The 26654-nt window shown below is 54.6% G+C and carries 19 protein-coding genes; 8 read left to right on the top strand and 11 right to left on the bottom strand.

The genetic code is table 11. From position 1 onward, the window contains the following. Positions 1-75: 75 nt before the first annotated feature. A complete protein-coding gene (locus tag AB4Y89_RS03690) occupies positions 76-1986 on the bottom strand; it encodes an FG-GAP-like repeat-containing protein (RefSeq protein ID WP_442299544.1) in 1911 nt (636 codons plus the stop codon). Positions 1987-2229: 243 nt separating this feature from the next. Here AB4Y89_RS03690 and AB4Y89_RS03685 point away from each other — a divergent pair, with 243 nt between their 5' ends. Together AB4Y89_RS03685 and AB4Y89_RS03680 are read left to right on the top strand one after the other, a co-directional pair. After that, positions 2230-3327, top strand: coding sequence for a four-carbon acid sugar kinase family protein (locus AB4Y89_RS03685; protein ID WP_442299543.1), 1098 nt, complete (start codon positions 2230-2232; stop codon positions 3325-3327). 46 nt (positions 3328-3373) lie between these two features. Further along, complete coding sequence (locus AB4Y89_RS03680) at positions 3374-4216, top strand: IclR family transcriptional regulator (RefSeq protein ID WP_442299542.1); 843 nt, start codon at positions 3374-3376, stop codon at positions 4214-4216. 81 nt (positions 4217-4297) lie between these two features. Here AB4Y89_RS03680 and AB4Y89_RS03675 read toward each other — a convergent pair whose 3' ends face one another. From AB4Y89_RS03675 to AB4Y89_RS03650, 6 genes are all read right to left on the bottom strand, one after another. Beyond that, complete coding sequence (locus AB4Y89_RS03675) at positions 4298-5770, bottom strand: YncE family protein (RefSeq protein WP_442299541.1); 1473 nt, start codon at positions 5768-5770, stop codon at positions 4298-4300. A 71-nt stretch (positions 5771-5841) separates the two neighbouring features. Further along, positions 5842-6894, bottom strand: coding sequence for a YncE family protein (locus AB4Y89_RS03670; protein WP_442299540.1), 1053 nt, complete (start codon positions 6892-6894; stop codon positions 5842-5844). Between the two features lie 79 nt (positions 6895-6973). Continuing rightward, on the bottom strand, positions 6974-9922 hold the full coding sequence (locus tag AB4Y89_RS03665; protein WP_442299539.1) for a carboxypeptidase regulatory-like domain-containing protein: 2949 nt from the start codon (positions 9920-9922) through the stop codon (positions 6974-6976). Positions 9923-10152: 230 nt separating this feature from the next. Beyond that, entirely contained in the window at positions 10153-11499 is a 1347-nt protein-coding gene (locus tag AB4Y89_RS03660; protein WP_442299538.1) for a sensor histidine kinase, read from the bottom strand. A gap of 44 nt (positions 11500-11543) precedes the next feature. Next, complete coding sequence (locus AB4Y89_RS03655; protein ID WP_442299537.1) at positions 11544-12224, bottom strand: response regulator transcription factor; 681 nt, start codon at positions 12222-12224, stop codon at positions 11544-11546. A 350-nt stretch (positions 12225-12574) separates the two neighbouring features. Beyond that, a complete protein-coding gene (locus tag AB4Y89_RS03650) occupies positions 12575-13393 on the bottom strand; it encodes an NAD(P)H-dependent oxidoreductase (protein ID WP_442299536.1) in 819 nt (272 codons plus the stop codon). A gap of 121 nt (positions 13394-13514) precedes the next feature. Between AB4Y89_RS03650 and AB4Y89_RS03645 the strand changes: the two genes are divergently transcribed. Beyond that, positions 13515-13868, top strand: a complete 354-nt coding sequence (locus tag AB4Y89_RS03645; RefSeq protein WP_442299535.1) for a winged helix-turn-helix transcriptional regulator — start codon at positions 13515-13517, stop codon at positions 13866-13868. A 150-nt stretch (positions 13869-14018) separates the two neighbouring features. On the opposite strand, the gene AB4Y89_RS03640 is transcribed toward AB4Y89_RS03645, so the two are convergent. Both AB4Y89_RS03640 and AB4Y89_RS03635 read right to left on the bottom strand, forming a co-directional pair. After that, positions 14019-15227 (bottom strand): hypothetical protein, encoded by a 1209-nt coding sequence (locus tag AB4Y89_RS03640; RefSeq protein ID WP_442299534.1) that lies wholly within the window; start codon positions 15225-15227, stop codon positions 14019-14021. Positions 15228-15231: 4 nt separating this feature from the next. Further along, positions 15232-16236, bottom strand: coding sequence for a hypothetical protein (locus AB4Y89_RS03635; RefSeq protein WP_442299533.1), 1005 nt, complete (start codon positions 16234-16236; stop codon positions 15232-15234). A 142-nt stretch (positions 16237-16378) separates the two neighbouring features. Here AB4Y89_RS03635 and AB4Y89_RS03630 point away from each other — a divergent pair, with 142 nt between their 5' ends. Beyond that, the gene (locus tag AB4Y89_RS03630; protein WP_442299532.1) at positions 16379-16564 is read left to right on the top strand and encodes a hypothetical protein; all 186 of its coding nucleotides are present in this window, start codon (positions 16379-16381) and stop codon (positions 16562-16564) included. 134 nt (positions 16565-16698) lie between these two features. On the opposite strand, the gene AB4Y89_RS03625 is transcribed toward AB4Y89_RS03630, so the two are convergent. Continuing rightward, entirely contained in the window at positions 16699-20436 is a 3738-nt protein-coding gene (locus AB4Y89_RS03625; RefSeq protein WP_442299531.1) for a carboxypeptidase regulatory-like domain-containing protein, read from the bottom strand. 1101 nt (positions 20437-21537) lie between these two features. Between AB4Y89_RS03625 and AB4Y89_RS03620 the strand changes: the two genes are divergently transcribed. Beyond that, positions 21538-23589 carry an alkaline phosphatase D family protein gene (locus AB4Y89_RS03620; RefSeq protein WP_442299530.1) on the top strand — a complete coding sequence of 684 codons (2052 nt, stop codon included), beginning with the start codon at positions 21538-21540 and terminating at the stop codon, positions 23587-23589. A 130-nt stretch (positions 23590-23719) separates the two neighbouring features. On the opposite strand, the gene AB4Y89_RS03615 is transcribed toward AB4Y89_RS03620, so the two are convergent. Next, positions 23720-23935 (bottom strand): hypothetical protein, encoded by a 216-nt coding sequence (locus tag AB4Y89_RS03615; RefSeq protein WP_442299529.1) that lies wholly within the window; start codon positions 23933-23935, stop codon positions 23720-23722. Between the two features lie 146 nt (positions 23936-24081). Here AB4Y89_RS03615 and AB4Y89_RS03610 point away from each other — a divergent pair, with 146 nt between their 5' ends. From AB4Y89_RS03610 to AB4Y89_RS03600, 3 genes are read left to right on the top strand one after another with little or no spacing between them, the layout of a single operon-like run. Continuing rightward, positions 24082-24321: a hypothetical protein gene (locus AB4Y89_RS03610; RefSeq protein WP_442299528.1), complete on the top strand. Its 240-nt coding sequence runs from the start codon at positions 24082-24084 to the stop codon at positions 24319-24321. A 10-nt stretch (positions 24322-24331) separates the two neighbouring features. Continuing rightward, positions 24332-25849 (top strand): sodium:solute symporter family protein, encoded by a 1518-nt coding sequence (locus AB4Y89_RS03605; protein WP_442299527.1) that lies wholly within the window; start codon positions 24332-24334, stop codon positions 25847-25849. Positions 25850-25907: 58 nt separating this feature from the next. Beyond that, a complete protein-coding gene (locus AB4Y89_RS03600) occupies positions 25908-26642 on the top strand; it encodes a glucosamine-6-phosphate deaminase (RefSeq protein ID WP_442299526.1) in 735 nt (244 codons plus the stop codon). The last annotated feature ends 12 nt before the right edge of the window (positions 26643-26654 follow it).

Raw genomic sequence — 26654 nt, 5'->3', positions numbered from 1 at the left:
CCTCATGGGAGGAATCTTGCGTTTGTACACGGATCTATCCACTCTCGGAGCGGACACACGCATGTGAAAGCTCAGTTACCTCTGCGTGGACGCAGCGACATGCCGCGGAACGCCCCAGTAAATAAACGTTCCAAAGCGGGTTGACGTCACGACGTCGATGGCTCCGTCATGATTCAGATCGACAGCGAGTACATCCGAGCCAACACCGCTGTGCGTATCGATCAGCTCAGGAACCAGCTCAGCTCCGCCGGCAGCCTTGGGGTTGCGAACAGTCTTATACCAGTACAGCACCGGAGCCCCTCTCGGGTCAGGGTCGATATTTGTATCGAGGTGGGAGAAGTAGCGCTTCCCTGCGATAAAGTCCGGGATTCCATCGCCATCAACATCCGCATACGATGTGCCGTGCAGTTCCGAGAACACTACACCGCCGGCGTTTTTGGCTGACCGGTCATTCATGACCATGTGCTCGGTGAAACTGATCTTGCCTGAGCTGTCCCGCTTCTGCTCATACCAGCCAAGCCCCCATCCATGAGCATTGAGTGACGTCACAACATCGTTCTTCCCGTCACCGTTCACGTCATAGACCGCCATCACACTCCCGCCCATCAGACCTCGGCCGAACTGCGCGAAAGCGGCGGGATGATAGGTCCACGGACCTGAGTCGGCTCCAGCCGCCGGCTGCTCCCACCAGCCGTAAGGGTTTATGACGTCGAGCCGTCCATCACCGTTGATATCCCCAACACCGATTCCATGGGCGACGCCGTAACCGGCGTCGGAGATGTCATGCACCACCCATTTCTCTGTGGGTCTGGCGGGATCGGGCTTCGCATAGCGGACGTGTCCAGCACCGCTGTAAACCAGCTCCGGCTTCCCATCTCCGTCGATATCCCGCAGTAGCGCGATCTCGCTTTGCACCCCTGTGCCTACCGCATACTTCTGCCAGCGACGATTCTCACCCTTTGGATTGATGTAGAGCTGTGCCCCAGGGCCGCCGCCAAAGTTTACGGTGAGGATGTCTGGCCAGCCGTCTCCGTCGAAGTCCGCGGCAAACTCCATCGTCGAATCGCCCGCAAACTCGGTCAAGGGATTCGAGGGGAATGCATAGTAGATCTCCCGAGACTTCCGATAGTCGGGACCGTAGTAGATGTAAGGCCCGGAGACGACATCGAGTACACCGTCCTTGTTGAAGTCCGCAGCCGCTGTTCCCCACGAATAATAGAAGTCGCTCAATCTCTGTTTCCGGAAGTATGGACCGACCTTCTCCTCATCCCGTGTCTTCAGAGACATGTCCATGTAAGCGACGTTGCGAAACTGGACTGCACCCTTGCCACCGGCATACAACGCTACAGGCCCATAGCCACCGTCTTCGACCATCGCCCCTTGCTGGCGGCCATCATTGAGAAATGACCGGACAGTATTGGCGTCAAAGAAGATCTCCACCGAGTTCCACTCGTGAGCTCGGAGGGAGGTATCGGCAGGTTTAAGAGGAAGATCGACGTTGGGGCTCTGCGGCCGGGGCCGGTTGTCACTCTGTGATTGAGAAGAAGAAGGAGGAGGAGTTAGACGAGCCAGCACGCCACCACGCGGCAGCTTCTCTTGCTTCACCATCTTTCCATTAGGATCGATCGTCACCGCGTAGGTGTTTAGCGTTGAATCATCGAGCGATACGTAGACGCCCTTCATCCCGCCGTCTGACGTCTTCTCTGCGCGGAGTAACACTCCAGTCTCGCAACTATCTTCACAACGAAACTCCGTATAGAAGCTGACGTCCTGGTATGAATTGTCCAGTACGAGCCAGCCTCCGCCGTTTCCTGCCGGCTTTCCCGTAATCGTGCCGGCATCAGCACTCCAATTCGCCTGACCTACTCTGTTCCAACCCTTGGCCGTCGGTCCCGTAAATCGCACATCGGGCGTGAAAGAAGGTCCTGAAGCAAGCGCGCTCACCGCCGTCAACAATACATTCAGCAAAACCAGGCCTTTTCTCACCGAACACTCCTTGGGTACGCAAGCACTCTCAACGCATATCTTGCGTAATACGCAAGATATATTGCGATACATGCGACCTAACTATAGGGGTAGCGATCGCGGATCGTCAACGAGAGCTGAAGGCGCGGGATTCGAAGGCGGTGGGCCAGGCTGATATTTCCAAATACTTCTGTTTTTGGAAATTATCTTGACATTATTTTCATATTTTCGAAACAATGCGCCTACTGGGGTCCTTGAGAGCGAATGTCCGCCAGAGCAACAGAGATGATTGGAGAATCGCCCGAAGCCCTGGTCATTCTGGCTGACGATCTTACTGGTGCGGCCGACGCAGCGGTTGCGTTTACGCGCACTTGCTCCGACGTCAGGGTAGATATGAACGGGCTTGCCCCCATACCGGGCGCGGTGGTTGCATGGAGCTCCGATACGAGAGATATGGAGCCGTCCCAGCTCAAGGAGCGGATCCAGTCTGTCTTGCATGACCTGCCCTCTTCCACAATCCTCTTTAAGAAAGTGGACTCCGTCTTTCGTGGGAATACCTTTGCCGAGATTCGTGAGGTTCTTTCTACAAGGGACTATGATCTGGCGGTTCTCGCCCCGGCATATCCGCAGATGGGCAGGCGGGTAGGAAAAGGGATACTGCAAATCGATGACCTCACAGGCTCCCGGTCGTTGGACCTTGCCCAGGAGTTGCCCGAGATCTCTCTTCTCCCTGCGGGACTCCCGGAGGATCAGATCGTGGCCAACTTCAGAGCTCTCTTAGATCAAGGGCAGCGAGCTCTTTTATGTGACGCTCACACGCAGGAGCATCTGGAAGCGGTGGCACGCGCGGCGCAGTCGTTGCGGATACGCGTCCTATGGATTGGTTCCGGGGGCCTCGCCCATGCCCTTGCCGCAGCATCCTCTGCAATCGCGCCCCCTCCCCCAGTGCAACAAAAACCGGCGGGGATAGCCTGTTACTTCATCGGTAGCGATCATCCAGTTACGGTCAGGCAAACAGTACGGCTTGAATCCAGCTGCGAACCGGTCAGTTTTCTCCTCAAGAGGGTTCCAAGAGCCCAGACATCCGAGTCGGAGATTCAAAGTGCATTGGCAGAGAGCGGAAAACATTCCATCGGAGCGCTTGTCATGACCGGTGGCGACACTGCCCGTCTTGTTTGTCGTGCTCTCGGGATCTCGGCGATTCGTCTCCTTCGAGAGTTCGTGCCCGGCGTCCCTTTGGGAGTGGCAATCGGCGGAGCCTATGACGGCACTCCTCTTCTATTGAAGAGTGGCGGATTTGGGGCAGATAACCTGCTGTGCGACATACAGGCGGAGTTTTCAAATCAAGAGACATACTTTTGAGCACCGGTGATGCTCGGAAAACATTTCAGAACGACCAGGGAAAACGATGAAAAAGGCCAAAGCACCTAGCGCTACGACTGCAAAGAAATCGGTACGTCGCCGTGTCCCGAAGTGGGCACTACAGAGCAGCGACTCCGGCGCTGGTGACGACGCCTATTATCTGCGATCGATTGGCCGGGCGCTTGATGTTCTAAATTGCTTTGACGGTCAGACCCCTCTCTCACTAAAGGAAATCAGCGGCCGGACAAAGCAGCCTGAATCCAGCCTTTTCCGCGTTCTAAGAACACTCGAAAGTCGCGAGTACCTCGTGCAGGATCGTGATGGGACATACCAGTTAGCGCCACGCTTAGTCTTTGGATGGTTAGTTCGTGCCGCTGATCACGTAAAGGAGGTTGCACGCCCTGAACTGGAGTGGCTGGCAAATCACTTCAATGAAACCGCAAGCCTCGCCTTTTTGTTCGACGATCGGATCCATGTACTCGATTGCCGGGAGACCTTTCACGAAATCCGCATGACAAACAAGAAAGGCCGCTTTCTGCCACCCCATTGTTCGGCGATGGGAAAGGTCATCACCGCCTTCCAGGAGAGGCCGGCTGCGGACCAGATGCTTGAGGTGTATGGACTGAACCCACGCACAGAGCACACCATTGTGGACAGAAAACGTCTCTATGCTGAATTTGAAGAGATACGAAAGACAGGGATTGGGTGCGATCGTGAAGAATCGATTCGCGGCGGTATCTGCTTTGCGGCCGCAATCCAGCCCAAGGATAAACCTGTCGTGGCGGCTATCAGTATTTCAACACCGTCTATAAGAATGGATAAGGCTCGGGAAACCGAGCTTCAGGCGGCGGTTTTGGAAGCGGCGAAGAAAATCGCCTCAAAGCTATAGGTCCTAGAACGCTAAAAATTGAGGGGTGCTACCAGCCCAAGGTAGCACCCCTCAATTTCACGTCCTCCGAAGCGCCAGGACCTAGTTTTGAAAGAGCGTATCGACGGTCGGAATCTTTTTAGCGATCTCAGAACGTATCGCATCCGCTTCGCGAGCCGCCTCTTCTTCATTCGCCGCGTCCGTCCAGGGAATCTCCATCACAAGGATGCCGATCTTATTTCCCTTTGCATCGAACATGGGCATTTTCATGTTGAAGAATTGGCCGTCGGTGTTGCGCGGGCCGTAGATCTTTCCTTCCTTCACAGCTTCGAAATCGCCTTGCGAAGTGTGAACCCCGATGCGGGTTTCGTTGGCGTTCGCGATGATCACCATTGCCTTTTGTCCTGGCGGCACAGCGTGAAGTCCTATACGGCGGATCGTGGGATGCTGCGTCAGTTCCTGAAGAACGATCTCGACCGCTCGAGGAGCATGGACGGGTTCCTTAATCTCTGTTTTCGGCGAGGGTGCGGGCTGGAGGTTCAGAGGTTCAAGTGTCAGGATCCGTGCAGGAGTGTTGGCAGTTTTCGGTACGGCAACAAAGAGCCGGTTCATCTCGGGAACGAGCTTCGCCGTACGGGCATTCACTCCTGTCGCCACGCTGCCGAGAGAGACGTAGTGATTGAGATCGGACTGAGAGAAGACATCAATGTAGCCATCGCCGGAGGCATAGATGCGGCGCGATACAAGGTCGTAAATTACATCGTCGACTCCGCCGTGAATCTCCAGCTTCTGAACCTCAGCGCCGGTGTTGCTATCCAGTACAACGATCTGATTGCTTCTGCAGCCAAGAAATAGTCTTTGCCGCTGCTCGTCGAGCGCAATCGCAACATTCCCTTTGCAACTCGTAATAGGCCATTCTGCAATCTTCGAGTGTGTATACCGGTTCACGACTACGAGCGAATTCTTCGCTGTGTCGTTCAGATAGAGCCTGGGACGGTATGCATCCAGAGCCATCGCTTCCAGGGTCTCTCCCTCGATCACGATGTCCTGCTTCTTCTGGTTACTGTCAGTATCGATAACGCTCAGATGCGATACTTTCTCTCCTACATCCTTGCCGCCATTGGCCACATACAGCATCTTTTTTGAGATGTCGTATCCGATAGCATCCGCATCCTTAAGTACCGGAACTCGCGCCACCTGTTGATAGCTCTGGCCGTCGAAGACACGGACCGAACCATCAAGACCATCGGTAACATAGAGACGGTCAATATCGCTGCGGTAAAGAATGGCGTGCGGCTTCTGTACTGCGAGTTTATGAATGGCCTCGCCGGACGAAGCGTCAAGCACCAGAACCATTCCGTCTTGTTCGGGTGTTACAAAGAGGCGATTGCGCTTGAGGTCGACTGCAAAATGATCAAAATTGCCCTCTTTTAAAGTGGGCAAGGAGAACGTACCTGCGATCCGCAGGGGCTGGTCCTTCGAGTCCTGTGCCTTCTCCGGATTCACCTGAGAGCCGGCCGAAAGTGTAAGAACAAACCCGGTCAGAGCGGCGCATGCTGCAAACGAGAATTTCATGAGTTCCCTTTTGAAAGAAGAGTGGCGTGGTCCATGACGCGTTGTATGTCATGGACCAGAGCGAATGCGAATTAGTTGTTTGTGCGGTACACGAGAATACCGGCTACATCAACGTCTGTCTTAGGATGTGCGACGAAGAAGAGACCAACCTGAGGGACGAGGATCGAGGTCTTACCGCCGTTTGTTGGAATACGCGTAACCTCTGTGTACGTGTCAGGGGTGTCCTGGTGATAGATGCTCAGTCCCTGCGTTCCGCTAACGTACAGAAGCTTGTGAACCGAATCCCAGTTCATATCATCGTTCTTCTCAATTGTTGGAAGCTGGCTCACAGCCTTACCGTCACGATCAAAAACATAGAGAATGCCAGGAGCCCTGCCGGCGGTAAAGATGCGTTCATTCTGGGAATCGACGATCAACGCCGTGTTGTGCGCCATTCCCGGAGCAGTCCAAGTCGAAATAAGCTTCTTCGCGGCCAGGTCATACACACCAACCTGCTGCTTGTCACGGATGTTGACGTAGAGCCGATTGTGGTCGGTATCGACACCGATGGACTCCACGTTATTGCCGGGGACATCCAGGTCGCCGATCAGTTTGCCCTCATCGACCGAGAAGATCGAGATCTTCGACGTCTCCATCTGCGCTGAGATACCGCCGTTCCCGATGTAATAAAGGCGATTCTTTTTGTCATAGAAGGCTGCATCCGGAGAATCACCAAACTTGGTGGCGGCACCGCTGATCAGGGGAATGTGATTGGTAATCTCAAGCGTCTCGCCCGAGACCAGCGTGAGATCGGAGGCCGCACCATCACAGACCATCAGTTCGTCCTTCTCGGGAGCAAAAGCGATGGAATGCGGAGTCTTGAATCCGGGAATACTCTGCAGATGCTTGCCGGAAGTCAAATCGAAGACTTCGACGGAGTGATGCACTTCGGCGGCCAGGAAGAGATGGTTCCGCTTCAGGTCGACGGTGAAGTGATCGAAATCGCCAACGATATCGGGAAGATAGGTCTGCGATACAAGGGTCAAAGATGCTTTGTTGGCGCCGGCAGCCGGATGAGCTGTGTGTTGCGCGAGTACGGCTGGAGTGAAGGAGGCCAGGAGTAACAGGGCGATACGAATGTTCATGTGCTCTCTTTGTTGAAGTAATGAAGGGTTAGCCGCGGGCATTGTAGAGATCCCCTCGGCCTTTTGTGAGCGACGCCGGCTAATAATTCAAGCGCAGGGCGAACTCGAAGACACGCGGGGTACCGGTACCTACGAGGCCAGAACTATTGACAGGGCTTGTAATCTTTCCAAACGTCGCAGTACCGAACGAAGAGCTTGGATTCGCATACTGTGAGCGATTCAGTAGATTGAATGCCTCCGCCCGGAAGGTCAGAGCATTGCGTTCGGTGAGACGGAAGGCTTTCTCTACCGCGGTATCGTCTTGCCAGAGTGTTGGCCCGGTCGCGATATTGCGACCGAGATTACCCCACTGGCCATTTGCCGGGGCACTGAATGCCGCTGGATTTAACCAGCCGTTAATACCGCCGTTGCCATAGATCGGCTGTCCTGGAACCCGATTTGGACGCTGGCTGGCATTATTTCCATCCGGCAATGCGCTGCTGGCACGGCTGATCTGTACATCGATGGGAAGTCCAGCTCGCCCAATGAGCAGGTTATCGATCGACCATCCTCCTACTGCGAGGTCTGCCCAACGACTGGTGTTCATATAACGCTTGCCTATTCCGAGAGGCAGTTCATAGACAATGCTTGCAGTCAGGGTATGACGGACATCGTTAGAGCTCGATGCATAGTCCGCAGACGGAATCGCTACGTTCTGAGGAGAGTTCGCTTCTCCGGCACCCACGGAGTTGTCGTCGAGCGCATGCGACCACATATAGTTGCCCGACACGAAGATTCCGTTGTGATACCGCCGGGTCATACTGAACTGAAGTGCATGGAAGATGCTCATCCCTGCGTTGATCTTGGTATCGATCGCGCTCGGATACTGTGGGAGCGGGCGCGTGCCGGTCGCTGGATTGATCAGGTTGGTGTAGCTACGCCGGAACAGGTGGGTTCCCTTGACGCCGAGATAGGTTACTGTTGCGGTCGTTTCATGTCCAAGACTCTGCTGGATCGATGCCGTCCACTGGGTGGTATAGCTGATCGGCCGCTTGAGCAGCATGGATCGTGGAGTGGTCGCCAGGCCTGTCGTTGGGATCAGCGCCAGAGCAGACGGATAGGTGTACACCGTGGTGTTCGATGATGTCAGCTTCGTTGAAGGCTCCGTATTGACTGCTGGACTGTCTTCATCTCCGAGCTGCGTTTCACCGTGATAGATGCCAAATCCCGCCCGCAGAACGGTGGAACCTTTCAGGGCATTGGGCGAATAGGCGAGTCCCACGCGAGGATCCAGATTCAGATAGTCCGGGAGGTTGAAGTCGCCTCCGGGAGTGCAATAGCCGCCGCACATGGGAATATCGAATGGAACCGCGTTCCCGCTTTTCTCGTGGAATGGGGCGAAGAAGTTATAACGGAGGCCCATGTTGATCGTGAGCTCCGAGGTCATCTTCCATTGGTCCTGGAAGTAGCCCATATATTGATTCTTGCGGAGTCCCCGGGTCGTAAGAGCTGCCGTGACCAGAATCGAGTCGAGACGTCCATTGAGGAGATTTGTGTAGTCGATCCCCGTGGGAGTTGAGGCTCCCACATAAGTCAGGGTCCCATCGACGGAGTTGCCTTCGTTGATCATGACTCGTCGCAGATCGACACCCATTTTCAGGGTGTGTTGGCCGATGACCTTTGTCAGAGTGTCATTGAGAGAGAAGCTCTGGGGAATCTGCGCTTTGGAGTAGTTCTCGGCCGCCGGGGTAAACCCGGTAATTGAAATGTTGTAGGGAAGGCCGGTGTTCTGTGCCTGGAGGTAGGTATTCCGGTTGAATCCAAACTCAAACTCATTGAGAAGAGTTGGGCTGAAGATATGGAGCTCTTCCAGAACGAAGTTTTGAATCCGTGAATTGACGGTGACGCCCTGGAAGACGTTGAGCGCACTCACCGATGAGCCGTCATCGATGTTATAGCGGCCGTACATGGAATCATGCTCATTGAAACGGTGATCGATGCGCATGACTCCAGAATTTTCCTGACTTGGGGAGGGAACGTTATAGGTCACAAGGGCCGCGTTTGGATCGGACGCCGGCGTCGTGCCGATGGGATAGGCATTGAACCAGGGGGCAAGGGCAGGCTGCGCTGCAAGAACGCGTTGCCGAAATGCCTGAGTAGGCACCGTCGCAATCTGAGGAACGCCGCTCAGCGACTGCCGGAACCCCTCGTAGTTTGCGAAAAAATACGTTCGGCCACGCCAGATTGGACCACCGACATTGCCTCCGAACTGGTTCAAGCGGAAGGTCTGGGGATTCTTTGCCTTGAATGGCCCTTGAGCATCAAAGAAGCTATTCCGTAGATACTCAAAGACGGCTCCATGAAACTGGTTTGTCCCCCGTTTGGAAATAAGGCTAACCTGCGCTCCGGCAGAGCCGCCGGTATCAGCCGTATAGCCTGCAGAATCAACCTTGAACTCAGCCACTGCCTCGGTGGAGAACTGAAGCCGCAGTGCACTCTTCACAGCCTGCCTGTAGATTCCGCTCGCATCCACGCCGTCGAGACGGAAATTGTTGTCATCAATTCCCTGGCCTACAAAATGGATGGACGCCTGCTGTCCGGTTCCGGTATCGATCGCACCTGGCGCCAACAACTCCAACGTTGATATGTTTCTTCCATTGAGCGGAAGACGCGCAATCTGAACAGACTCGACGGTTCCACCCAGGGTTGCATTGTCTTTATCCAGGTTTGCACCACGATCGGCTTCGACCGACACGACCTGGGTTGTCCCCGCGCGAAGAACAGCGTTGATCGTACGCGTGTTTCCCGAGTTGACGTCCAGATCGGCAATCCGAGCGTCGGTAAAGCCATCCATATGGACCACGATCGTGAATCGACCTACGGAAAGCGCAGGAAAGACATACGTGCCTTTGGTACCAGAGACAGCGGTGCGACTGTGTCCCGTTGATTCTTCGGTAAGAACGATCGTCGCGCCCTGAATGACAGCGCCGGACGCATCGGTGACCGTTCCGTTAATCTCTGAACGGTCAATCTGCCCAGAGGCAGACACTAGGAGACTAAGGAGAACTGCAAACAGAGCAAGGATTCGAATTCGCATAGGTGTAGGAGGACGGTTCGTTTAGCTTTAGCGAACTGTGCCTTATATGGCGATTCCAACATCCAAGCCTTAGTTTTTACTTAACAAACCCGATGCTTCACGATGCATTCTTCTCGCATTCACCATCTTTTATTCATGAGAAAGCTTCGCAGGATGCGATACAAACTATTGCAACATCCATGTCAGCGCTTCACTCCAGGCTCTCGATAGAGAGGAAGGCTGAACCTTACCATTGTGAATTGACCTTCCGCGCTGGATGCGGAAATCTCGCCACCGTGCCGTTCGACAACCCATTTCGCAATAGCAAGACCCAACCCGCTTCCCCCATTGACAAGGGCTTTCGCCTCATCCGTGCGGAAGAAGCGCTCAAAGATATGTGGAATCGCTTCGCTCGTTATCCCGATACCTGTGTCAACGACAGCACATTCGACCGAATGTAATGTCTTCGCGGTACGCACGGTAACAGAACCGCTTGGGGTGTATCGAATCGCGTTATCGATCAATGCCGCCACAAGTCGCTTCAGGCTCGCTTCGTGTCCCATCAATAGGATGGGATCGTCCGTCGCGAGTTCAGAGAACAGATGGAGCCCTTTAGAGGACGCAATGCCGTTCATACGATGGCATATCTCCGTGACCAGGGTGGCAAAATCCAGGCGGCAGACGGGCATCTCGACGGCCTCGGCATCAAAACGCGCGAGTTGTAGCATTCCGTCGACAATCTCTTCCATCTCCCGAATCTCGACGAGTACATCTTCGAGCGTTTCTGGAACATCCTCTGTTGATAGATCTCCGCGCAAGGCAATTTCTGCAGCAGCTCTAGCCGTTGCAAGCGGTGTACGCAGGTGATGAGAAGCATCTGCGGTGAATCGCCTTTGTCGGGTCAAGGCTCCCTCCAGGCGTCGTAACAGAGAGTTGAAGACCTCTGCAACATGCTGGACCTCGTCTCCAGTATTGGGTATCGGTAGGTGCTGAGATAAGTCATGCAGACCTATTTGTTCGGCCGTCTCGGCCAATCTCTCCATAGGTCTCAATGCCCTGCCACTGAGCACGTACCCGCCAAAGGAAGAGAGCAGAAGAACCACCGGCACCATCGCCGCCATTCCAATACCCAACCGGCGCAAGAGTCGATAGTTCTCTTCATACTGCGACGCTATCTGGATGACAAGAGAATGCCCTTTGATATCGACCGTTCTGGTGAAGGTAACATAGCGCTGGCCACGAAAGGTCATGGCGCTAAACGCGACTCCAGCGCTGATTGATGGCCACGACATCGTCTCATCGAGCGGATGCAATGGAGCCAGACGCTTGCCCCGATCGAAGATCTGCGTGTATCTCCCTTCGGGCAGGCCCAGCAGAATGTCATCAAACGTTCCGTCGGAGAGAGAATGCAAGGGATCGTTCTGCTCTCGCAAAAGGATTGATAGCCGGTTTGCGCGATTCGCCAGCGTTTTCTCTTTGCCTGTCCGTAATGTCCATGCAAGAAAGAGCCAGACGCTGATTCCGAACACACACAGTGCCGCAAACAGCATGAGGCCATACCAGAACGTAAGGCGGAATCGAATCGACCGCGGATTCATTCTGTGAACGGGGGCCGCGCCGCGTAGCCTACGCCACGCACTGTCGTAATAATTTCAGACTCACCGTTCGCTGTAACCTTCCTGCGCAGGTGATGCAGAATGACATCCATTGAATTGGTGCTCACATCTCCTTGATCCGACCACCCGACCCTCGCAAGTTCATCGCGGGTCATGATTCGTCCATCTTTTTTCATCAGCGCTTCCAGCAAGGCGAACTCGAGCTTCGTAAGACGAATCTCTCTTCCGTTTCTACAGACCTCTCTGGTCGAAGTATTCAGAACCAGGCTATCGACGCGCAACTCTACATCCCTGCAGATGAGACCGCGCCGGCTCACAGCTCTCAGGCGCGCGCAGAGTTCCGTGAAGATAAATGGCTTCGTCAGATAGTCATCCGCTCCGCTGTCAAGACCACGTACGATCGCATCCATCGAATCAAGCGCGGTGAGCATGAGTACGGGCGTCCGGATCTCACGATCACGTAAGGCCTCTAAAACCTCAAATCCGTCCATCGCAGGCAGCATCACGTCAAGAACAATAACGTCGTATGTCATCCGTGTCGCAAATGAAAGTGCGTCCCTGCCATTGGCAACACGTTCAACCTGATGACCTTCTCGACTCAACCCCTTGACGACTTGTTTAGACAGGCGTGGGGCATCTTCTACAAGAAGAATCCGCATAGAAGCAGGCTATGTCATCTTTATTAAAGAGTGGTTATATCCCCGAATGACCCAGAGATGCAGACGATGTCATCCGCATGCGTCTTCACAATGACAAGAAGTTGAAGCTGAAGTCGAACGAAGTGAACATCGGCAAGCTTATACGTCGGCGATCAGACCATCATAGATATATCCGGACCTAAGCACTAGCGACATCTACGTGAAGGCGAAGTGCATACTCTTGAAGCCGTAACCAAGGTGCATTACTGGAGCAGTCCCGTGAAATGCTCTTCTTGTCCATTGAGATCGCTTCCGAAAGGCCAACTTCCCGGTGCTAATCCCTCTCAATGAGTGACTTGGCGATTATGCACTCATTGAGAATCGCCATCGCGCTGGAACTCTGTCGTAGACGTGCCTCTCAGATTCGATGCAATGTGAGCAGGCATCCCGTTGACGCCTTCGGCAATGTGGGGAGCGAGAGTATGCTTGTCTGGATAGTCTCCTTCATTCTGTGGACGGAAAGGAATCGGATCGTCGATGAACAGGCGAGCTAATCGTGTTTCCAAAGCGTACTTCGCCGCCTCAACACCGGCTTCGTCGATCTCTGCCGTGCCATAAACCGCGAATGTAGGTAGCACATCGAGTCCAGGAAAGAAGAGTGTGCCATGGGTAATCGGAAATAAGAGCTGCTCAAGCGGACCGTTGATGCCTCGTAGCCCATAGTCGACCTCGGGGCCCCCTACGGTTACCGAAAGCAGCGCGCGCTTACCTGCCAGAGCCCCGTCACCATAACGATAAGTATTGCCAGCATTCTTGTAGCCATATGCGAACTTAAATGCAAAGACGCGGTCGACCCATCCCTTAAGGATGGCTGGAAAGCCGAACCACCAAATCGGAAACTGGAACACAATAGCGTCCGCCCATTTGAGTTTCTCCTGTTCTGCCGCGATGTCTTTTGCCTGCGTTCCCTCTTCATACGCCTCGCCTGAGGCGGTCATGTATTCCAGAGGTAGCGATCTATCTCGCTCGGGAAAATCGTCGGCATCCGCCACTGCTTTCCAGTTCATGGCGTAAAGATCTGAAACCCGAACTTCATGCCCCTCTTTTTGAAGCACGGCAAGTGCGTGATCTTTCAAATTGGCATTGAATGACTGGGTATTTGGATGAGCGTAAACAAAGAATATCTTCAATTCCTCGTCCTTTCGGTGGTTCTTGCTGAATTCCACCTAGTTGGATGAGTGAAGGCGCTTCTAGCTTCATATTTTTGTTATACTTACAATTTTATCCCATACTTACATTTATGATAGTGCAATGAGAAAACGTTATAACTCTTATGAATTGAGCAGTGGCTGCGGTGTCGAAGCATGTCTTGAGGTAATAGGCGGCAAATGGAAGGGGGTCATTTTGCACCACCTGATGACGAGCAGCGTCCTGCGCTTCAACGAGATTCAGCGTATGAAGCCCAATCTCAGCCCTCGCGTTCTCACGGCCCAATTGCGTGAGCTTGAGCAGGATGGTGTTATCGTCCGGAAGGTTTACCCCGTCGTTCCACCGAAAGTGGAATACTCCCTTTCCAAAGAAGGGGAATCGCTAAAGCCATTGATAAAAGCTATGCAGAAATGGGGAGATGAACATCTGCTACGAACGAATGCGCCGCTCGGTTGACGAGCCAAGTACGCCTGACATTTTGCCCAAACCTGGTCAGTACGCCCACCAATTCTCAATTGACGACTTCAGGCCAAAACCGCAGTATCTCGAAATGCCGCCGGACCTTTGGCAAGAGGCACACTCGCTCCCCGCGTCGACGGGGTTACTCTATCTGACCGCCCAGGAGGCGAGCTCTTCAAGAGTAGCTATGGAGCTCGAAGTTGCTCCCCTCGCAAATGGAGGGCCTAGTGCAACCGCTCGAGAGCTCCCTTCAAACCAGGCAATGAATGAGGAATACTCGGCACCGGGCAGCCTCTGTTGATTGATCCAGTTGTAGTAAGCTCCCATGTCCGCATCGACTAACGATCCCGTCAGATCTGGTTCCGAATGGCTATCGATATTAGACAGTAATTCGTTCATTGGACGCTGCCGTTGTCGGGGCCCGAATCGTACAAGCAGCGTCAGCGGCTGAGCACGGCGTAGTGCCTCACGCGCAGTCCACTGTACAAACGTCGTACTGAAGACCTGCGTGCCGGAGCCTTCCGAAAGCAGCTTCAGCTGAAAGTGATTCAGCACCACGTCTTCCTGACTGTCGAATCCGACGTCGGCTGGTTGCAGAGCCGCCAGGATTGTCCGTAACTCCACGGGTCCCATTCCTGGACGCTTGATCTCCGCTTGCATCTTATTGAGCAGCGCAAGGCGTTTTGGCTCCAATGCCTGATAAGACACGTGCGTAAGCATTGGACCATGTTCGACAACTTGTCCCCCTTCCACATACCAATGCGCATATGGAACCGGATAAGCCTGAGCCCGTGCGGTAACCGCCTTCATGAGTTGCTGTATGCCGTTTTCAGGGTTGATATGGCTGAAGAATGTTCCGTGTTCACGTAGATCGCGAAACAACCGACCATCGTAGGCATCAAGTCCTTGCCCGATGATCGCTATACCAAGCCTTGCAATCACTGGTTGATCAGGGGCTACTGCCGCTTGTAACCGATTACCATATTCCTTCGCCGCTTTACGGAATGCATCCAGCTGGTGCGTCGACCACAGATGAGCAGAAAGCTGCTCAACAAATTGAGCTGGCTGATTCAGCCAATCGAGGTGTTCCAGTTTTATTGAGAGCGACAGATCTCGAAACGACCCAAACCACTCTTGCATCTGCGCCGGTGCAAGCGATCCAAGCATCGCAATCTCTTTGCTGATCCGCTGGCGCTCCACAGGAAACTTATAGTCAAGTTCAATGACCTCAGAAAGCAGATTGGGAAGGAAACTCAGCGGCAACTGTTGCAATGTCCTCAGGTTATTCACTGCAAGCTTTCGTGCCTCCGGTGGATAGGCCCTGAACTGTTCGGGTTTGAGATCGCGAGGAAGCATCGTGTTAGAACAGTTCTTGAATTGGCCGCCCCTGCGCGATCGATGCCTGAAATCCCATGATCGATCCAAGCGTTGGCACCAGATCCGTCGATTGAATCGGATGATCATAGATCACGCCTTCGCGGACTCCAGCACCCAATGCCATCATCCATGTAGTTCGTGACGATGGGTCGCCGGTGCGATGGTGTTGAAAGCCATTTCCTCCCGCTTCCTCATCGGAGTCTCGTCCAAAGTCGGGAAGAATCATCATCGTGGTGTTGCCTGCATATTCAGGATTGCTCTGTACAATCTTCCACAATTCAGCGCAGAGCCGATCCGTCCTTCGAACACTTTCCACATAAAGCGAATACGCACCTGTGTGTGCGACATCAATGTCGTGCATCGTAACCCAAATTAGGCTCGGCGCCTGCTGTTGCATCAGCTGTTGCACAACATAGACTGAAAGCTCGTCGGGGCTCGATAAAGTCTTCGCATGGGATCTGAAGTCGCCGACCGATAGCTTCAATATGGTCTCCATCTGATGGAACTCAAATTCACCACCTTCGAGTTGTGGCGCAAACAGTGGAGTTTCATAGTTATCTCGAAGCAGATGTTCGTAATCGATTGTTCCTCCTGACATTGCTGCTAACAGCAGATGTTTCGGGAGGATCACCTGTGCGCCCCAGCCAGGTCCGTATCGCCGGGACTCGCTTTCACCGATACGGCTAAACCCATTGCTGGGCGCAACAACCCATGCATCCGTCGGTGGACGCTTGAGGTCTTTTCGAAAATACTCAAAAACCGTTGGATGCTGTGGCGGCAAGGACGAGAAGTTATTTAACGTCTCATAGACACCTGTAGCAAGGCTTGCGGTCGCAACGTAGTGCCCAAGAATTCCGCGGTTCACCACTTGGGTAAAGAAACTGGCTTGGGGAATCAGTTCCTTAAGCATATAAGGAATGTTCTCCTGCCCCGCAGGCGCAAACGTCTCCTGATCGCGGGCTCCACCGCCAAAGGTGACAACAATCACCTTTCTCGTCCTCGCGGGTCCTGCATAGAGAAATGGACTAGCTCCACCAAGAACCATACCCGCGGCAGAGCGAAGAAAGTCACGACGGCTGCAACTGAGACCGTACGTCGCCTCACGCAGACAATTCGAGGATGCGTCGCCAATGGATGGTTCTTTCACGATCATCCCTTACTACTCCGCAGAAGCGGTCGTCGAGGACACCACTGCATTCCTTACGCATGTGAGCCAGATGGGCCCGCCGCCTCCGGTAGATGCCCTGCCAGAGTGCAATCCTCTGTTCGATATGAATATAGTCCAGCCGAACAAAAATACGCATCAGGCAAGTTAGGAGTCAACGCGAGTTCGCTCCCTATTTCATGACAGAACTTCGCATCGTCACGAACCTGCGATCCAGACTGCCTCCTGACTCTCAAGCGGCAGCTAGCGAAGGCACCGTGTAATCTACACGGTGCCTTCATCAGCTTAGTAGTAAAGCTTCAAAGCGAACTGGATCTGCCTCGGATCAAATGGAGCATCGCGCGTCGATCCGATCTCTCCAAATGTAGAGCTTAAGAAGTTGCCCGAGTTTCCAATCGCAACGACGCCGTTGCCTCCGAAGTTCGGAGAATTGAAGTTCGGGTGGTTGAGGATATTGAAGAACTCTGCCCGGAACTGAAGTGAAATGGCCTCACGGATCGGGAAGTTCTTGAAGGCGGAAAAATCGAACCGATGGAAGCCGGGTCCATGTGTGCTCGTCGAGCCCGGGCCGCCAAGAATGAGGTTACTGTTCGCTGGAAGCTGCACACAGCCAGAAGGGGCAGGTGGATTCGATCCTAATACACAAGGCTGATTGAACGCCGCAGGGTTACCAAACCAGGCGAGCGCGCCTTTCGAATCCCGATGCAGTCCAAGCTTCTGGTCCTGTCCGGCAACCTGCAGCACTCTGCAGCTTGTGCCGGAGGTTGTCGCGGACGGGCACGTCAACGTGATAGGTTGTCCGCCTTGAAGCGTAGCTATGCCGTTGACCGCCCAACCGCCAAGCACAGCGTTTGTCATTTTTCCAGAATTAGTAAGGAGCATTTTTCCCTTACCAAATGGCAACTCATAGCTGCCACTCAGGTGGACGACCTGTCGTATATCAAATGCTGCCTGTCCCCAGTCGAAGTGCGGTCCGAACCCCGGAACCCAGGGTGCACGGTATCCGCTGACACTACCACCATTCAACAAGTCACCGGCGTCGGAAAGAGTCTTTGCAAAGGTATATGTAACCAGGAAGCCCACACCATTTGCGGATTGCCTCTCCAACTTTGTCTGAAGGCCGTTATAAACACTCCGGCCGATCGTACGTTGATAACTTCCACCTTCGGCGAAGTCTGGGAATGGCCGATAGGGCGTTGTGCTGATGTTTGCAGGCAATATCTGGGAGACTCTGTTGTTACCAATACCAGCTTGCAGTGAGCTTCCGTCCGTGAGGACATAAGCAGCTTGTGCCGATATGTTATGCGTAATGGCGTACTGCAGGGTGAGGTTTGCGCTCAACGTGCGGGGCGTCTTGTAGTTGAACTGTAGGCCCTGCAGACCAAGCCCCTTTCCGTTCACCGCCAGAGGAGTGAACTGAGCACAGGTGAGACCCGATCCAATCGTCGCACTTCCTCCCGGCCCGGCGGTCGCACATGTGCCGTAAGGATTCGACCCAGAGCTGAATGCAGCTGAATCGGTTGTGCCGGTGAATGTAAAGCTGTAGATGAAGGGGTAGTTCAATCCAATGTTAGGACCATAGCCCTGATTCTCAAAAGAATTGAAGAACAAGCCCGCCCCACCACGAACTACAAACTTCGGCGATGCCTGATAGGCAAATCCAAACCGTGGAGCGATGTTGCTCTTCTGAGTCTGTAATAGACCTTGCCCGTATTTGTCCGTCACTTGAAGCGCAATGCCGTCTTGCTGAAGCAGAGCCTGGAAGGTTGTAGAGAGCRCTCGGTTGGCCTTTCCGCTAGCCGGTATCAGAAATGTCGGAGCGTTAAACGGTGGCCCATTCTGGATGAAGTTCGCCTGAGCACCGTTCGCCTCAGAGATTGGGCTGAAATAATCCCAGCGCAGGCCAAGATTCAACGTCAATTGAGAATTGACCTTCCAGTCATCCTGAAAGTAGACCGCAAGATAATGCCTGAGGTCGTAGGTCTTGCTGATATTGGTCGCTAGAACCTGATTCGCACCACCAACATAACTAATGCCATTTGGAACAGTGGTTGCAATCGGGGTCAGCAGCATCTGCGCACGGCCGGTTTGATCTCCGGCCTGTCCTGGAACACCTGCATAATTCCCATTGAAATCAAATTCACCACGCGGAAATGGAGGTTGCAAGGTATTGAAGTGAATCTTCTGGAACTCAACGCCTGCCTTCAGGCTATGCGCCCCATGAATCTTCGTGAAATCATCCGTCAACTGAAGGGTCTGGCTGACCTCGTCCGACGGTAGATAGTTGTTGCTGCCCAGATTCTGTAAACCGCTGATCACCATCTGGGGCAAACCACCGTTCAGGGCTACCTGGGGAATTCCCTGGAATCCGTATTGCGCTGGGATTCCCATGTTATTTCCTTGTGGACCATAACGCGTCGTATGCAGATGGTTGAAACCGACCCGGCCTACATTGACGGTGCTTGGAGAAAACACATGAGTCCAGGCCGCGACGGACTGATTGGATTTTGCATTCTGAAGGCCTTGCGCGAAGCTTCCGCCATCAGCAATACCGCCGAAGATTGCAGGGAGGAACTGCGGGTCATCCAGGTAGCTGAAGCGCACGAACATCTGATTCTTGTCGCTCATAGCGTAGTCACCGCGCACATCAAAGGCGTTGCTGTGCTCATACAGCTTGGGGCTTGTTGTGAAATTCGTAGTAAACGAGCTGGTTGTCGGCGCGGGGTACAGTTGCAGAATTTTTACCGCATTGGAATCAATACGATTTGCGGGCAAGTGATTCAAGTTGCAGCCGCTAACCGTAAAACTCGTTGTTCCTGGTCCACACGTACCAAATGGATCGCGTGCAAAGCCAGTCTGTGTAGCCCTAATACCGGACACTGGGTCCACGGCCCCCGCAGTGACCGCTCGTGTCGTCGCTGGATCGAGAACCGTTCCAAAAGGAATAGATCGACCAAGCGCATCAGTATGGGGTGTGCCATTTTGACCAGTAATGAGATCGGAAAGATCTGTGAAATTGCTGTTACGCTCAGTGAGTGTTGGCACTGTACCAGGCAACACCGTGCCTTGGACACGACGGAATCCCTGATAATCGCCGAAATAGAACAGCTTGTTCTTGATTACAGGGCCGCCAATAGAAGCTCCAAACTGGTTCCAGCGCAGCTTTCCCTTCTGAACACGGTTGTAATTCTCAAACCAGTCAGCTGCATCCAGCTTGTCGTTCCGAAAGAACTCCCAAACTGCGCCATGGATGCTGTTGGTTCCGGATTTGATCGTCGCATTCAGCACTGCTCCTGCGGAGCGCCCCTGTTCAGCGCTGAACTGAGCTGTCTGAACCTTGAACTCCTGGATCGCGTCCAGGGGGGGAAGAATGACGAAATTCGTGCCGTTCAGAAAATCAACCGCATTTGAGTTGTTATCGATGCCGTCGAGCAGGTAGTTGTTCTGCGCCGGGCGCAAGCCGTTTGCAGAAAACGCACCCGATGCCGCATTGCCACGCGTATCAGCCTGCGGCGTGTTAACTCCGGCGGACAGCTGAGCCAGGAACGTGAAATTGCGGCCATTCAATGGCAGATTGTTCAGTGTCGCACTATTAATAACCTGACCGACCGATGCCTCCGTCGTCTGTAGCTGCGGTGGAATTCCAGTGACGGTGACAGTTTCTGTAGCAGAGCCAAGTTGTAGCTGAATGTTAACCTGCAGGCGCTCTTGCACATTCACCTGCAGGTTTTCCTGTGTTGTTGACGAAAATCCTTGTGATGAGGCCGTAATGGAATAGTGGCCGATCCTGACTGGTGAAAAAGTGTACTGCCCACTGGTACTCGCTACAGTTTCCAGAGTTAAGCCAATATCAATATTCCGAAGGATAACGTGTGCATTAGGGATAACAGCGCCGGATGGATCCGAGACGATGCCGGTGATCGAACCTTGGTCCACTTGCGCGCCTGCGCCTCGGCTCAGAAATATCAGGAAGCATACACACGCAAAGAAGCTCAGCCTGACAAGACTTATACGTCCAAACATACTTATCCTAGCGTTCATCCCATAACCTCCGAAAATGATAGTTACCACTGCCCGAAGTTCTCTAAGCACCATGTATGAGCCATAGCCGCCGAAGGACATATCGATCGTCACATTACCGGTAAAGCCAACCGTGGTGGGGATGGGACCCCTTGCCATCCTCCGCCAAGGACTGAAGACAGGACTGCGAGACGCTGACGGCTGATACCAAATCGGGTGCTAGTCGTCGTGACAATTACGTCGGACGACAACAACGGATGCATCCTGCAACGCTCTTTCGGTACCACCGGCTAATTCGTTGGGTGTTCGCAGCGAATCGGCCGGACAACAATACAACGATGGGATTCCGGAAGGCCAGAACTTTCTCCGAGAGCGTCCGCATCAACGCACGGTCGTCGTTCACGGCTTCCCCATTCGAAATACTTTCCCGTCCTATCGGCCGGCCGGCTTGTTGCCGCCGAGTTGAGCCTGGACGTTCCTGGGCACAACTGACCAAGCAGACGGATTCGCCATCTGAAGAGAGATTCTTAGTTGTCTAGGGATTTATGGCTCCGCGGGTAGGACTCGAACCTACAACCCTTCGGTTAGCAGCTAGATTCCCAGCCACGGCAGGCTTTGTCGCTATTGCCTTACCTTACTCAAGAGAAGCCACTTATATGTGGCATGACGACCCGCTCAACTGTACCCAATTGTTCAGTTTTGCCCACCTTTTTGAAGCCATCTGGATACAAAAATGGGTACAGTCCCAAATGTGGCATGGGCGAAAAGCTCCCGCAGCTTTTCGCCACGTTTAGGCAATCTGTGGCCCGGACAAGAGTTTCCGTTTGGACGCAACACCCTCCATCGGGGCCTGGATGTCTTCCAAACCCCCAAAGTAATGCAACCCAGGACGGTTGTCAGGAGGCATTCCTTAGTCCGCCCGAAATTTCGGAGAGAAGAGCGCCAAAATCAATCTTGGGGGCAATCGTCACGGCTAGTACTTGACTTCCCCGCAGTGGACCCTGGTCACGAATAGCTTTACATGCGATTTTTGTGACTGCTAGGGTGAGTCGGTTTCGAACTAGTGCGCGTTATGAAACTATAGCCCTCAATAGGGAGCGAGAGATGGATCGACGGCAATTTCTGGCGAGCGCTGCTTCTCTAGGAATCATTGGCGTGTGGGCGACGCGATTGGCTGCCGCGCCGTCGCGAGTCGTATGGCGGGAGGACCGTGCGTCTTTTCCCCAAGGAGTCGCATCTGGCGATCCGGACGATCACAGCGTAGTCTTGTGGACTCGACGGCCATTCGACCAGGGCGAGCGGCATGCACTGACGGTGGAAGTGGCGCGAGATGCGGATTTCCGCAGCGTCGTTGCCAGGGCGCGCACGCCGGTACTAGCGGCGGCCGACTGGACGTGCCGTGCGCTGGTTGGCGGCCTTTTGCCGGCGACGACCTATTGGTACCGCTTCACTGACGACAGTGGTGCCGGCAGCCGGGTCGGGCGTACGATCACCGCCCCGCGCGCCAGCGACCCGCGCCCCGTCCGCTTCGCCTTCGTGTCGTGCAACAGCGTCAACGAAGGCGCGCAGAACGCTTTTCGCCGGATGATCTGGGAGGACGAGCGCGCACCCGCCGACCGCAAGCTGGGCTTCGTCCTCCATCTGGGCGACTTCATCTACGAAGTCGTCGAATATCCGGACGAGGTGTCGCACCGCTATTCGCGCACGGTCTATGATCTTGGCCGCATTCCTGACGACCGCAAAGTGGGTAATTTCCATGTGCCGACCAACCTTGCCGGCTACCGTCATGTCTATCGCGCACATATTGACGATCCCGACATCCAGGACGCCCGCGCGCATTTTCCGTTCGTCTGCATCGGCGACAATCACGAATTCTCGTGGCAAGGCTGGCAAAGCTTCATTAAATACGGCGGCAAGATCGAGCCCGCGCAGCCGCTGCGAGTCGCCGCCAATCAGGCGTGGTGGGAATATATCCCGTCGCGCGTCCGCAAGGCCTCAGGCCCCGGGCTCGACCAGTTCAACCCGCCGGTAGTGGCGAGCGCGCCGATCGGCACGTTCGACGATCATGGGTTCGGCACCGAGGCTAACAATAGCACCGCCGTCGGCAGCATGACCGCCTATCGCGCGTTGCGCTACGGGAAGCACGTCGATCTGATCCTCACCGACTTCCATAGCTACACGATGCAGAATCCCGGGGATCGGCCCGAAACGGACGTGTTCGATTTCGGCTTTCCGGTGGTTCCGCAGGAGTTGATGGAGATCATCGATGCGGGCAAGGACTATGCTGGCGGCAATCCCCCCGCGACGATCACCATCGGCGACAAGAGAGCGCCCAATTTCCGCAAAGACGAGCCCGCCTACACCATGCTCGGCCCCAAGCAGAAAGCGTGGCTCAAGGAGCGGCTGACGCGGTCGACCGCGACCTGGAAGATCTGGGGCGCGACCAACGGCACGCTCGACATGCGGACCGATCCGCAGAATCTTCCCGCTGGGCTGGTGAAGGACAAGTGGCCGGGCAAGGATTTCGGCACCTTCGGCGGCGGCGATTTCAGCGGGGCATTCAGCGAACGTGCCGAAATCTATGACACCGTCCGCGACCACAAGCTGGCGGGGTTCGTCACCATCTCCGGCGACCGCCACAGCTTCTGGGCCGGCTATGCCGCTCCCAAATTGCCGCCAGCCCGATTCGACCCGGTCGGGCTGAGCTTCATCACCGGTTCGATCTCTGCCCCCGGTCTCGCCGAAGCGGCCGAATACATGAAGGACTTCCCGCTGCTTCCACTGTTCGTGCGCAAGGCGCCGGGTGCCGTGCCCGAAGCGACAATCAACCTGACGATCAAGCGCGGCGTGCGCGCTGCGCTCGAATATGCGGCGAGCGGTGACATAGCGAAGGCGCGGGCGGCGACCAATCCCGACGTCGCGCCGCACCTGGAATTCGTCGACATGGCCGGGCACGGCTATGCAGTGGTCAGTGCCGGTCCTAACGTGATCGACACCGAATTCATCTGCATCGTCCGACCGATTGCGCGCGCAGCAACCCCGGACGGCGGTCCGCTACGTTACCGTGTATCGCATCGGGCGAAGCTGTGGCAGCCAGGCACGCCGCCGAAGCTGGAGCAGCGGATGCTCGAAGGGGATGCAAAGCTCTCAGTTTGATGACTTGCCCTTGCATACTCAGCGTTTTACTACAGAGGAGATTGAAGAAAGAACTCGCCCGGATCCTAAAACTAGTTGACCCTTTTCCGGAGTACGAAATACGTCAGCGAGAAAGTTCGGAATTGCGGCATCAATATCCCATTTGAGTAACGCATGAGTTGTAGTCTTTGACAGCAGTGACGAGGTCTGCACCGAAGGCGATGCCATTTGCAATCTGTCCCACGCCTGGAAGCGACTTCGCAATTGTCTTTGCTAGTCCGATCTCTGTTCCCGGTAGTGCGTAGCTGGAAGCGGCTCTAACGGCGGTGGTCTGTAGGCCAACAAAAGATGCGGTTAGACCCACCATACCAGTCCGAGAGCTATCCGCAGATAACGCACTGTGTGCAATGGAAGCGACCCCTAATCCCGTCTGAAAGAGCAACCCTACGGTCCCTCCGCCAGGAACAAAAAAGCCGACGGCATCAAGAGTGAGAGATGTGACGTTGTTGACCAATGCCTGAGATCGTCGCGACTCGACGGGCTGAGGTTCTATTTATCCAGGTACTGCGGGCGTATATCGCGTCGGAACCGGGACGCAACCAGGAGTGGCTTCGAGCGGTCTTCGATCCTCAAATCAGCGCTGCTCTGACTGCCTTTCACGATCGTGTGGCTGCCCCTATCGGTTTTCCCATTCGGTTACCTCGCTTGTCGTGCAACCGGTTGAATGGGAACATGTCACTATGCGGCAAGTGAGAGCGAACCTATGGGCTTTCTAGCTTGGCTGGTTCTTGGAGCCTATTTCGCCCTGATGATCATTGTTGGTTATTGGGCCCGCAAAAAAGTTAAGAATGCCAGCGATTTTTTCACGGCCGGCGGCTCGATGCCGTGGTGGCTCTCCGGAATCTCGCACCACATGTCCGGGTACAGCTCGGCGGTCTTTGTTGGCTACGCTGCGCTGGCCTATACCTCTGGCATCACCGTTTACTTCTGGTGGGCTTCATCTATTGCGCTCTCCTTGCTGCTGGGAATGGGAATCTTTCCGGCGAAGTGGGCTCGCATGAGGCAGCGTCTCAACGTTATCTCGCCCCTTGAATATCTGAAGATTCGCTACAACCTGCCGGCCCAGCAACTGCTTGGATGGAGCGGCGCATTCCTGAAAGTCTTTGACGTCGGCGCCAAGTGGAGTGCATCAGCAATCCTTCTGCACGTGTTCGCCGGCGTACCTTTTCTCTGGGGAGTCCTGCTGACCGGCGGTGTCACAGTGGTGTACTCCGTAATGGGAGGCCTCTGGGCTGACGCGCTTACCGACCTGAGTCAATTCGTGATTCAACTGGTCGCAGGCATCTCCATGCTGGTGGCAGTGATGATCAGGCTGGGCGGCGTGAGCTCGCTTTGGCGCATGTGGAAGCTGTTGCCACCGGACCATGTGAAGCCGTTTCACGGCGAGTATACGGTCGTCTTCGCAGCAACATATTTCTTTGTAAACATGCTCTCCTACAATGGTGGAACCTGGAGCCTGGCGCAGCGATTCCTTGCTTCAGCGACGCCGGCTGATGCTCGACGGTCGGCGATGCTTTCAGCGTTTCTTTACCTGGTATGGCCGCCGGTTTTGTTCTTTCCCATGTGGGCAGCGCCGCTCATCTTTCCGCACCTGCAGGATCCTTCGGAATCCTACGGGCTGCTTACCCAAACGCTGCTTCCCTCTGGGCTGATTGGATTGGTGCTTGCCGGTCTATTTGCGCATACCATGGCTATGACGTCATCCGATGCAAATGCAGTGTCAGCCGTAATCGTTCGAGATATCATTCCCGTTCTCCGAGGCAAACGAGCAAAGTTGCAGGACTCTCCGCAGCTTTTGCTGGGTCGCATTGTGACCTTCTCGTTCCTCTTACTCAGCATGGTGCTCGCCTTGTTTGCCTCTCATTTTGGCGGTGTAGTCGGTATTGTCATTCTTTGGTATGGTGCCTTGAGTGGACCGATTGCAATCCCGATTCTCCTCGGCCTATTGCTTCCCTTCCGCCGAAGCGGATCTGCCGCGGCAATCGGATGCTGGATTGCTGGTGCCGTGACATTCGGTGCTTTGAAAATGTTTCCACCGCAGAACTGGCTCTCCCTAAGTCCACGCTTCGCGAATGCCTTCACTGTGGGAGCGCCAATGTTTGCCGCGCTGCTCACCTACCTTGCGCTCGGTTTTATAGCGCCTGAACGACGCGAAGACTCTAACAATTTGCTGATGACCCTCGACTCCGATGTCGAGGAAACCGTCCTGCCACTTCGATAGCCCACTTCGATAACCCGGGAACCTTGCTTTCGTGAATACAACTACACTGAGGAACTTGATGGATATTCGCGTTACCAACACGCGCACAGAGATGGGCCGGCAGGCGGCGGCCGACATTGCAGCCGCGATTCGCGACGGGCTTCAAAAGAAGTCTCATCTTCGCATCGTTCTGGCAGCCGCTCCCAGCCAGAGCGAGATGTTGTCTGCATTAATCGCCGAACCAGGTATCGACTGGCACCGCATCACAGCCTTCCATATGGACGAGTACATCGGGCTGCCCTCCAATGCTCCTCAGCGGTTTGCCAACTGGTTGCGCGAAGCCTTTTTCAACCACGTTCCTTTGGCCGCCTGCCATCTGATTGAGCCTGGAGACGACGCAGAGGCAGCCTGCCATGAATACGCACGTAAGCTGGCCGAAGCCCCCGTCGATTTTGTTCTCCTCGGAGTCGGGACAAATGGACACCTTGCGTTTAATGACCCTCCTGCAGATCTAGAGGATCCACTTGCAGTGAAGGTGGTGGAGCTGGACGAAGTCTGCCGGCAACAGCAAGTGGACGACGCTTGCTTTGCAACGCTCGATGAAGTACCCCGCACAGCGGTCTCGCTGACGGTGCCAACGCTGCTAAGTGGACAGAGGCTCTTCTGTTGCGTTCCGGGATCGAATAAAAGCGCGGCTGTTCAGGCTATGGTTGAATATCCCATCAGTGGTGAATGCCCAGCGACTGCGCTGCGAACGCATCCGCGCTGCGCTGTATATCTCGATCGCGATTCAAGTGCCCGGCTTGATCGATAAACTTCGTGGGAG

The organism is Terriglobus sp. 2YAB30_2, assembly GCF_052114765.1.
Classification (GTDB): domain Bacteria; phylum Acidobacteriota; class Terriglobia; order Terriglobales; family Acidobacteriaceae; genus Terriglobus.
This window is presented reverse-complemented; position numbering and strand designations above follow the sequence as displayed.